Here is a 10,561-nt window from a genome sequence, read left to right as displayed (position 1 = left end):
ACCATCAGCAACATCAGCAACATCATCGAGAACGCTACCGCTTCTCGCTCCACCATCCAGGATGTGGACTTCGCTGCTGAAACCGCTGAGCTGACCAAGCAACAAACCCTGCAACAGGCTTCCACCGCGATCCTGTCTCAGGCCAACCAGATCCCGTCCGCTGTTCTGAAGCTGCTTCAGTAATATCGGCCGAAGGTCAACGAACGAAAGGGTGCGCGCAAGCGCGCCCTTTTGTCGTTTCAAGCCGCCGATTCTTGGTTGGAAGCAAAGGTCACTACGGAAATGCAGGCTTGCTGAAACGCTTCACCCGCGCTATACAGGGCCTATAACACTAACAAAGGCTATGCGCATGAAACCTTTCCCCCTACTGGTCGCCCTCAGTGGCCTGGCCGCGACCTCCCCCGCCCTGGCTTGGGACTACGTCCTTCTCGATAGTGATAAACCCGCCCAAGCGTTCGAGCTGACCAGCGCCGAACTGGGCATCCACCCCGATGCGCCCTTCAAGATCAGCCTGCGCTTGCTCCATGGTGGTCGCCAGGAGGGGGTAAGCCTGGTGGATATCGACAACGGCACGATGAAGATGACGGTAATACCTACCCGAGGCATGAATGTCCTCCAGGCATCGGTCGGGCCGGTACGGCTGGGCTGGGATTCACCGGTCAAGGAGGTGGTCAACCCGGCCTTCATCGAGCTCAACGGCCGCGCGGGCCTGGGCTGGCTGGAAGGTTTCAACGAGCTGGTGACCCGCTGCGGCTACGAGTGGGTGGGCCATCCAGGCATCGACAACGGCGAGCTGCTCACCCTTCATGGCCGCGCCGCCAATATTCCTGCCAGCAAGGTGGTGTTGCATATCGATGAGCAGCCTCCGCACGCCATCCATCTGCGTGGCGAACTCAAGGAACAGGCGTTCAAGAAGGTGGACTTCAGCGTAGTCACCGAGCTGGTCACCCTGCCAGGCAGCACCCGTTTCGAACTCCAGGATGTGCTGACCAACCAAGGCGACTACTCCAAGGAATACCAGGCGCTCTATCACAGCAACTTCAGCACGCCCTTGCTGGAAGTCGGCGCCCGTTTCGTCGCGCCGGTGAAACAGGTGTCGCCGTTCAATGACAAGGCCAGGGCTGATCTTCCCACTTGGGACAGCTACCGGGCCCCGACCAGGGACTACGACGAGACCGTCTACAACCTGGTGCCCTATGCGGATGCCCAAGGCCATTCCCTGGCCGTACTGCACAACAAGGCAGGTAGCCTGGGTGTCGCGGTGGGCTTCGATACCCGTACGCTTCCAGTATTTTCCCTTTGGAAGAACACCGATACCCATGGCCAGGGCTACGTGACTGGCCTGGAGCCCGGGACCAGTTTCTCCTACAACCGCCGTTACCAGCGCCCGCTGAACCTGGTACCGCAAATCGGACCTGGGGAAACCCGTCGCTTCGCCGTCAGCTATGAACTGCTGCGCGACAAGGCTGGCGTAGACCAGGCCTTGGCCCAGGTCAGGCAGATCCAGGCCGGACGTCCTACCGAAGTGCGAGAGACTCCGCTGGTCAAGCTCGATCAATGAAAGCGTTCGCCGCGACACCCGCGCGCCGTTGGTCACGCAAGCGGCACTCCGCCGCTGCGTAAGCCTCTGAAGTCATGTGCGTAAGATCCACGCGCGTGATCGCAAAAGGAGAACGACCATGGTGAAAGACGACAACGGTCCGGCCAACCCTTACCCAGGCCCGGCTGGCGCGGATAGCGATGATGAGCTGATGTCCGATAACGGTGCCGCTGGTGGTGCTCAATCCCAAGACGAGCAGCCGAACAACCCTTCGGTGGACGAATCCGAGGAGCCTTCGCCGGGCAGCAGCGCTTGACCCCCCACCGTTCCATGGCCCCGCCAACGGCGGGGTCTTTACCTAGGTCGTCGTGTGAACTCGCTGATGCCGATAACCGATTACAGGGCCCTGTTCGCCATCGTGCCAGCCCCCATGCTGGTCATCCTTCCTGACCCACCTCGTTTCACCATAGCCTTGGCCAATGAAGCCTATCTGGCTGCCATCTTGCGAACACCCGAAGCGCTTATCGGCAAGCCCTTGTTCGAAGCCATGCCGGACAATCCCGCCGACCCCCAGGCCAGCGGAGTCGCCAATCTGCGCGCGTCGATCGAAACGGTGATAACAACGGGCCGGGCGCATGCCATGACCGTGCAGAAGTATGACATACCACATCCGGCCGGTGGCTTCGAGGCCCGCTGGTGGGCGCCGGTGAACACGCCGGTCCTGGAGGAAGGCCGGGTGGTGGCGGTAATCCATCATGTGGACGATGTCACCGCGCAAGTACGGGCCGACGAAGCACTGCGTCGGCACAATGAGACGCTGGAAAACGAGATCGCAAGGCGCACGGCCGAGCGTGACCGCATTTGGGAACTGTCCCCTGACCTACTACTGGTGGCCCGGCTCGACGGCACCATCCTCAACGCGAATCCAGCCTGGGAGAGAATCCTTGGTTGGTCCCCCAACTGGCTGGCCGGGCGCAAGACCGAAGAATTCAAGCACCCGAGCGAACTGGCCAATGCGGCCGCGACCCTCGCCCAGATCGCCGCTGGTGGAGTGCCCCCCGCCCACTATGAGGATCGTTACCGACACCGGGACGGCAGCTGGCGCTGGATCGCCTGGACGGTCAAGCCCGAGGGCGACCTCATCTATTGCAACGGCCGCGACGTAACCGCGGAGAAAACCCAGGCGCGTATGCTACAGGAAGCACAGGAAGCCCTGCGCCACGCGCAGAAGATGGAAGCCGTGGGCCAGCTCACCGGCGGCCTGGCCCACGATTTCAACAACCTGCTCGGCGGTATTTCCGGAAGCCTCGAGCTGATGCAAACCCGCTTGCTGCCTGAGGACGGCCGGAAGCTGGGCAAATACCTGGCCGCCAGCCTGGGTGCCACCCGACGCGCCGCGGCACTGACCCAACGCCTGCTGGCTTTCGCCCGGCGCCAGCAACTCGACCCTCAGCCAACCGATGTTGCTACGCTGGTAGCCGACCTGCGGGAGCTGATCCAGCGAACCGTCGGGCCGGCGATCCGGGTGCAGGCCATAGCCCCCACCGAAGCCGCGGCGGCTTCCGTGGACGCCCCTCAGCTGGAAAACGCCTTGCTCAACCTGTGCATCAATGCACGGGACGCCATGCCTGGAGGCGGGGCGATCACCATAGAGACGCGCCGCCAGAGGCTATCCACATCCGAGGCGGACGCGATGGCTCTGCCCGCGGGTGAGTATGTGGTACTGGAGGTAACCGATACAGGCCAGGGTATGACGCCGGAGGTCGCGGCCCGGGTGTTCGAGCCCTTCTTCACCACCAAGCCCATCGGCAAAGGGACAGGGCTCGGCCTGTCCATGGTCTATGGCTTCGCTCAGCAATCCGGCGGCCAGGTGCAACTGCGCTCCGAGCCAGGCCAGGGAACCACGGTCACACTTTACATACCGTCTTGCGGCACCCTGCCCGCCCAGCAGCAGCCCGAGGGCCCTCCCGGGGCGCAACCGCCTGTCTTTCACGAACCGCTCAGGGTACTGATCGTGGACGACGAGCCCAGCATACGGCTGTTGGTGAGTGACCATCTCACGGATCAGGGCCACAGGGTGCTGGAAGCCGAGGACAGTGGCCAAGGCCTGACCCTGTTGCAGTCAGCCACCGACATCGACGTGCTGATTGCCGATCTCGGCCTGCCTGGTGGCCTGACAGGCCGACAACTGGCGCAAATAGCGCGTATCGTTCGCCCACGACTGAAGGTGCTTTTCATCACCGGATACGCTGATCAGGCGGCGCTGCCATCGGCCCCGGGCACAGACGCGCCCATGGTGTTGAGCAAGCCGTTTTCGCTCCAGGCGCTGTCCGTCGCCTTGCAGACTGTAATGGCTCGGGCCAGTTAGCCCCCAGCCTCCGGCGGCCAGCCGCAGTACACTGGCGAACTCATCTTCAGGGGTAGTGACATGCCAGACCTTTGCCTTATGCCGCTGGAGGGTATCCAGGTCCATGAGCTTCTCGCCTTCGAGCGGGGCAACCGCGCTTTTTTCGAAGCCCGGATCAATGCTCGGCCCGCGGAGTATTACGCTATCGACGGCATTCAACGGGCGCTGGACGCCGCCGCGGCCGACCGCGCCAATGACAGGGCTTACGCTTATGCCGTGCGCGCGGGGGGCGTGTTGCTGGGGCGGGTCAACCTGAGTCAGGTCAAGCGGCAGCACTTCCATTGCGCGGAGTTAGGATACCGGATCGGTGAAGCGTATCTGGGGCGAGGTATCGGGAGCCAAGCTGTCGCGCTCGTGATGGCTGAAGCCTTCGGCCCACTGGGGCTCGCGCGCCTACAGGCAACAGTGCCACCTTACAATCTAGGCTCGATCCGAGTGCTGGAGCGTAATGGGTTCCAGGCCTTTGGCAGATCTCGAAGGAGCTTCTGGCATGGTGACCAGTGGCACGACCTGCTGTATTTCGAAGTACATGCTTGGCAACCCTGAGCTACCCTCCACTCAGCGCCAGGGTCGACGTGCGGGGCCGAAACAGCCCCTCTGCGGTCGGAAGCAGCGAAAAGCCGCGTCGGCCACGAGTGCGTTTTAGTGCCGTGTCCAATTGCCTATGAGGGGTGACCGATGCTCGATAAAGACCTGGCCCAGGCTCGTGGCCAGTGCCACTGCGGCGCGGTGCGCTTCGAGGTCAAGCTTCGTAACGGCTTGCACAGTGCGCGGCGCTGCACCTGTTCCTATTGTCGTATGCGCGGTGCAATCGCGGTGAGTGCGGTCCTGGCCGACATCCGTTTCATCGCCGGGCAAGACAAACTCACCCTCTATCAATTCAACACCGGCACGGCCAAACACTACTTCTGCTCGACATGCGGCATCTACACACATCATCAACGCCGCTCCAGGCCAGACGAGTACGGTATCAACGTTGCCTGCCTGGAAGGCATCAGCCCCTTCGACTTCGAAGAGGTTCCGGTGCTCGACGGGGTCGCCCATCCGGCCGACCAGGCCAAGGGAACAGGGCCGCGTCGTGTCGGCACCTTGAAGCTCATTCCCTGGACAGAATGAACGGGTAACACGGGCCCAGCCGGGCTGGCCCCGCATAAACCCCGCCCGAATTCGATGGCGCTGGGGCAGGCCGGGACGGAACGCGCATGAAAAGGACGAATCGCGCCGGCATTTATCCGCGATTCTAATCTGTAATATTTCGTTTTCGACAAACACAGATAGTAGCCAGCCCGACCTGTATCCAAGGAGGCTACATAGTGTTTCCCCGAATCCTGCATGCGATGTCCGCGCTGACCCTATCCATTAGCGCAGCCCATGCCGCCGATACCTACACCCTGAACACACCACGCCTGACCGGCATCGACAACTTCCGGGACGTTGCCGGAACCACCACCGCCTATACCACCGCAATGGATGGCACCTTGCGTTCCGGGGTGTTCTATAGGTCCAACGCTATTACCCCGTCCACCGCGGACCTGGCCACGCTCAACGGATTGGGCATCAGCGCGGTCTACGATCTGCGCACGGCCAGCGAAATCGCCGCCACGCCAGATACCTTGCTTACCGGGGCTATCTATACCAACATCGACATCATTGGTAACGCGGCGTCAGGGTCGAACCTGGCGAGCATCACCGTCGACAGCGCGGCCAGTGCCGTGGCGATGATGCAGGAGGCGAACCGTAGCTTCGTCAGCGATGCCGGCATGCGCAGCCAGTTCGCCACGCTTTTCAACGAACTGGCCACGGCTGACGGCGCCGCGCTCTTTCACTGTACCGCTGGCAAGGACCGCACCGGCTGGACCGCTGCCGTGCTGCTGAGCCTTGCCGGGGTGGACAGCAGCAGCATCATGGCAGACTACCTCGCTACCAATGACTATACGGCAGCCCGGGTCGCCGCGACCCTCGCCGCCATGCCTGCGAGCATGGCAGCAATCTATGCCCCGTTGTTGGGGGTAGAGGCTAGCTATCTCCAGGCGGGGCTAGACCAGGTCACGGCCGAATACGGCAGCATGGACAACTACCTCAAGCAGGGCCTGGGACTTTCCCAGGAAACCCTCTACGTGCTGCGAGCCAAGCTGGTGTATTACAACAGCCTGCCCGGGCAGGCCGGCCTGGTGGGCAATAGCGCGGAAGGCGCGGCGCTGCTGCAACGGCTGCAGAATACGGACCTTTCCGGTCACTACACCGCCTACAACTATTATCTGCAGTCTGCGTTGGACGCCGGCAGCCTGGGCGGCGTGGAGAGCACGATAGGGGGACAGGCCCACGCCGATGCCGCCAGCTACCTGCTGCGCCGCCCCGTGATGATCGAGCAGGCCGCGGGTGGCTATGCCAGCGGCATTGACCTCAAGACAGGGCAGCGGCAACTCTGGGCCGCGGGCCTTGCGGATTACCTGGGCACGGACGGCTCCAGCCACGCCGCCAGCAGCAACGAGCATACCCAGGGTTCGTTGGTGGGCCTGAGCCAACGCTTCTCTGAGCGCCTGAGCGGTTACGCGGCATTCGGCTATAGCCGAGGTAGCATTGGCGGTGCTGGCGGCGAGGTCGACACCGACCTTACCCTAGGCACCCTGGGCCTGCGCTATGCGCCGGGAGGCCTGGAGCGGGGCCTGTTCCTGGCTGCCGATGCCAGCGCCGGCTGGGTGGACTACCACAGCAAGCGGGAACTGGGCGGCGGGTTAGGCACTGCAAAAGGCGATACCCACGGCAACCTGGCCAGCGCCGGCCTGTCCCTGGGCTATCGCTTGCCCAGCGCAGGCCTGACCCTGGAGCCAAGCCTGGGCGTACGGGTCAGCCGCCTGGAGCTTGCCGGCTTCGATGAAAAAGACAGCGAGATGGCGCTGGACGTAGACAGCCTGCGGCAGGTTCGGCGCAGTGCCTTCACTCGTGTGAAGGCAAGCTTGGCCCCTACTCTGCTCAGTGGCGGCTGGCAGTTGCTGCCGGGGTTGGAGCTGGGCTATGAGCATGTGCTTGGGGAGCCTAGGGTGGATAGCCAGGGGCAGCTGCTCGGCCTGAGCGTCGAACAGCGCGCGGCCTACGCCAGTGGCGACCAATTCAGCGGCGCGGCAAACCTCACCGCCCGCCTGGGGCTTTTGAGCGTGACCGGGGAGATAGGCGCCAGCGGCGGTGGCGACAGCCATGGCTTCAACGGTGGGTTGAAGGTCAGCTATCCCTTCTGACACGCTACCCGGGCCGCTTGGTCGGCCCGGGTCGTACTCTCAAGGCCGCCTCAGCCCCTTGTAGACGTCCTGGGGCCTGACACCGTAGGCGTTCTGGAAGTACTGGCTGAAGCGGCCCGGGTTGGTAAAGCCGAACCTGAGGGCCACTTCGCTCACCGAGGCCGCGCTGCCCTGGCGCAACGCCTGGTAGGCGCGCTCGAGCCGCACCTGTCGCTGATAGGCGGAAATGGAGGTCCCTGCAAAGCGTCGGAAGCCCTCTTGCAAAGCCCGCAGGCTTACACGGCTGACAGCGGCCAATTCAGCTCCGCTGACGAACGTCTCTGGATGGGCCTGTAGATAGTCCATTGCCTGCCTGACGTGCCGCGGAGCCAGCCCGGGACCGGGTCGCCGCAGCGCCTGGGTATAGCTGTGGGGCCATAGGTCGAGCACCGCATCCACCAGCATGTCCTGCAAGCGCTCGGACATCAGGGCGCTGGCGTTGAGCAGGGTGTCTGCTTCGGCGCTGGTGGCAAAGCCGATCAGCGCCTTGAGACCGTCGAAAACGCTGCCGCTAAGGTCCACCTGGGTTTGAAAGCGGATAGGACGCACCGCTGGCCTTCCCAGCAGCAAAGCCAGGCGTTCGGCAAACAGGCTTCGGCGGATCGACGCGCCATAATGGCTATGCTGATCCACCAGGCTGATGGAGCGTACGTGGGCCTTCTCCACCGCCAAGCCCAGGCGTGGCGTGCCTACCAACGGGCTATCCAGATCGAAGGACACGCGCCCGGCGGTGGGTAACACGAAGCTGATTTCATCATCCATCCCCGGACTGAAGAAACGCAGGTTGCCGGCATAGGTCATGCGCCTGAAGCTCACATCCTGATGGCGGCCATAGACCCCTGCGATGCGAACCGGGGTATCGGCTTTGGGGAAATGGGAGTAAAGGCTGCCGAACGCCTGGGTGAACAGCGCACCGAAGTCGTCGGAACCCATGTTGTCGGAGCGAATGATGATCGGCGTGCGCGATGCGCGCGGTGGCATGGCTGGGTCGTCCTTGGAAAGAGTACGCTGGCGGGACGCGGCGATTGCCGGGCACGCTAACACCACGAGGTGACAGGCCGGTGACACCTGTCGCACACCGAGCCTACAGCCGGTGGTGTTCCACCAGAAAGTCCACGAATACCCTCACTCTAGCCGGCATGGCCGCGCCCCCTGCGAAGACCGCATGGATAGGCTCGCGGTCGCCGGGGTTGTACGCTTCCAGCAAGGGCACGAGCTCGCCTTGGGCAATGGCCTCGTTGACCGTGAAGGCACCGATGCGGGCAATGCCGGCCCCGAGCAGAGCGAGTTGGGCCAGCGCCTCGCCGCTGCTGCATTCGATGCTGCCCTGCACTTTCAAGGAAAACACTTCACCGTCACGACGAAACGGCCAGTCCGGAGCGGCCCGGCGGAAGTTGAAACGCAGGCAGTTGTGCCTAGCCAGGTCCTCAGGTTGCCGCGGGGTACCGTGGCGGGCCAGGTACCGGGGCGAGGCGACCACCACCTGGCCGGTATCGCCGATATGGCGCGCGCTCAGGGGGCTGTCGGCCAACGGACCGAAGCGCAGGGCCACGTCTGCCTGCCCAGCGAGGATGTCCACGACCTCGTCGCCCAGGGAAAGGTCCACCAGCACCTGCGGGTAGCGTTCACTGAAGGCCGCCACCAATGGCAGTACGGTCAGGCGGCCGTGCCCCAGTGCGGCGCTGACGCGCAACCGCCCCCGTGGCACACCGCGGTCAGCGATGCCCTGCTCTACCTCGTTCATGTCCGCCAGTATTCGCCGCGCGCCGCGTAGATAGGCCTGCCCCTCGGACGTCAGGGCGATGGCGCGGGTGGTGCGCAGCAGCAAGCGGGTACCGAAGCGTTGTTCGATCCGGGCGATCACACGGCTGACCGCCGAGGGCGTGAGCCCCAACGCGCGGGCAGCGGCCGAGAGGCTTCCAGCTTCAACCACCTTGACGAAAACCTCCATCTCCCCCGACCTACCGCCAAGCTCCATCTGTGCCTCCAGCGCAAAGGTGATTCCCAATTCCACGGGCTACCGCATTCTGGCTCGGGATCGTAGCATTCACGGCATAGATGAGGAGATTTTCCATGCGTATCAACCCACCTCTTGCCGCACTTTCGATCGGGGCCTTCGGCATAGGGGTTACTGAATTTGCCCCCATGGGCATGCTGCCCAGCATTGCAGCGGACCTGGGCGTGTCCATTCCCACGGCGGGGTTGCTGGTCAGCGCCTATGCCCTTGGCGTGCTCATTGGCGCCCCGTTGATGACCTTGGCCACGGCCAAGGTTCAACGTCGCCACCTGCTGATCGGCCTGATGGCCATTTTCTCGCTTGGCAACCTGCTGTCGGCTCTGGCCACCAGCTATGAAAGTCTGCTGGTCGCACGGGTCATCACCTCGCTCAACCATGGTGCCTTCTTTGGCGTCGGGTCCATAGTGGCGGCGAGCCTGGTGCCCCCTGACAAGCGCGCCGGCGCCGTGGCGGCCATGTTCATGGGGTTGACCGTGGCAACCATCGGCGGAGTGCCATTGGCGACCTGGTTCGGCGAACTGCTGGGCTGGCGAATGGCGTTCTGGGGCATCGCGGGGCTGGGCATCATGGCGATGCTGGCCCTATGGTTCGCCTTGCCTGATGTGCCCTTGCCCAAGAATGACGGTGTACTGGCCGAGATCCGAGTGCTCGGTCGCGGGCCGGTGCTGGCGGCCTTGGCGCTGACCGTGGTGGGGTCCGCGGCCATGTTCACCGTCTTCACCTATATCGCGCCCATTCTGCATAGCCAGGCCCATGCCTCCACGGCCTTCATTACCGCGATGCTGGTGCTGTTCGGTATAGGGTTGACCCTGGGCAATCTCTGGGGTGGCAAGGCAGCGGACCGCTCGATCGACCGTACCCTGGTGGTTTCCCTGGCTTCGCTGATTGCCGTGCTACTGGTATTCGCTGTGACCATGCGCTGGCCGGCACTGGCCGCCCCGTCCATCCTGCTCTGGGGCATCGCCAGCTTCGCCTTGGTCCCGCCATTGCAAATGCGAGTGATGGAGGCGGCCAAGGATGCCCCGAACCTGGCGTCGGCGGTGAACATAGGCGCCTTCAATCTTGGTAATGCCATAGGCGCGGCCCTGGGCGGCGCGGTGATCACCGCTAACCTGGGCTACCCTGCCATCTCTCTGGCAGGCGCGCTGATGGCCGCGCTGGGCCTGCTGATGGTGCTAGGGTTCATCCGGTTGGCGCGCAATAGCCGGGACATACGCGCGGCCTAGTGGTCCGGCATCGGCGAAGTTGGCCAAGCAGTACGTCCATTGGCCAACTGCCGCTGGCCCCGACTGTGGGCGCGCGCAGGTGAACCTGGCCACAGC

The 10,561-nt window shown here is 63.6% G+C and carries 10 protein-coding genes; 8 read left to right on the top strand and 2 right to left on the bottom strand.

Annotated elements, in window-relative coordinates; genetic code table 11:
- From ACP691_RS20050 to ACP691_RS20020, 7 genes are all read left to right on the top strand, one after another.
- A partial coding sequence (locus tag ACP691_RS20050) for a flagellin (protein WP_426152660.1) occupies nt 1-183 on the top strand: 183 nt, incomplete at its 5' end.
- A gap of 166 nt (nt 184-349) precedes the next feature.
- A complete protein-coding gene (locus ACP691_RS20045; protein WP_426153560.1) occupies nt 350-1,561 on the top strand; it encodes an aldose 1-epimerase family protein in 1,212 nt (403 codons plus the stop codon).
- Nucleotides 1,562-1,679: 118 nt separating this feature from the next.
- Complete coding sequence (locus ACP691_RS20040) at nt 1,680-1,856, top strand: hypothetical protein (RefSeq protein WP_157395820.1); 177 nt, start codon at nt 1,680-1,682, stop codon at nt 1,854-1,856.
- A 66-nt stretch (nt 1,857-1,922) separates the two neighbouring features.
- On the top strand, nt 1,923-3,908 hold the full coding sequence (locus ACP691_RS20035) for an ATP-binding protein (protein ID WP_426153558.1): 1,986 nt from the start codon (nt 1,923-1,925) through the stop codon (nt 3,906-3,908).
- A gap of 60 nt (nt 3,909-3,968) precedes the next feature.
- A complete protein-coding gene (locus tag ACP691_RS20030) occupies nt 3,969-4,493 on the top strand; it encodes a GNAT family N-acetyltransferase (protein ID WP_426153556.1) in 525 nt (174 codons plus the stop codon).
- Between the two features lie 132 nt (nt 4,494-4,625).
- A complete protein-coding gene (locus ACP691_RS20025; RefSeq protein ID WP_040262553.1) occupies nt 4,626-5,063 on the top strand; it encodes a GFA family protein in 438 nt (145 codons plus the stop codon).
- Nucleotides 5,064-5,260: 197 nt separating this feature from the next.
- Nucleotides 5,261-7,183, top strand: a complete 1,923-nt coding sequence (locus ACP691_RS20020; RefSeq protein ID WP_426153553.1) for a tyrosine-protein phosphatase — start codon at nt 5,261-5,263, stop codon at nt 7,181-7,183.
- A gap of 39 nt (nt 7,184-7,222) precedes the next feature.
- Here the strand turns inward: ACP691_RS20020 and ACP691_RS20015 are convergent, their stop codons facing one another.
- Together ACP691_RS20015 and ACP691_RS20010 are read right to left on the bottom strand one after the other, a co-directional pair.
- A complete protein-coding gene (locus ACP691_RS20015; protein WP_426153551.1) occupies nt 7,223-8,203 on the bottom strand; it encodes a helix-turn-helix domain-containing protein in 981 nt (326 codons plus the stop codon).
- 103 nt (nt 8,204-8,306) lie between these two features.
- Nucleotides 8,307-9,200, bottom strand: a complete 894-nt coding sequence (locus tag ACP691_RS20010; RefSeq protein ID WP_426153570.1) for a LysR family transcriptional regulator — start codon at nt 9,198-9,200, stop codon at nt 8,307-8,309.
- Nucleotides 9,201-9,295: 95 nt separating this feature from the next.
- Between ACP691_RS20010 and ACP691_RS20005 the strand changes: the two genes are divergently transcribed.
- Nucleotides 9,296-10,465: an MFS transporter gene (locus ACP691_RS20005; protein ID WP_426153549.1), complete on the top strand. Its 1,170-nt coding sequence runs from the start codon at nt 9,296-9,298 to the stop codon at nt 10,463-10,465.
- The last annotated feature ends 96 nt before the right edge of the window (nt 10,466-10,561 follow it).

It is taken from the genome of Pseudomonas sp. DC3200b2 (assembly GCF_049895785.1).
In the GTDB taxonomy this organism is placed as follows: domain Bacteria; phylum Pseudomonadota; class Gammaproteobacteria; order Pseudomonadales; family Pseudomonadaceae; genus Aquipseudomonas; species Aquipseudomonas massiliensis.
Note: the sequence above shows the minus strand (reverse complement) of the source record. Positions and strands in the feature narration are given on the sequence as shown.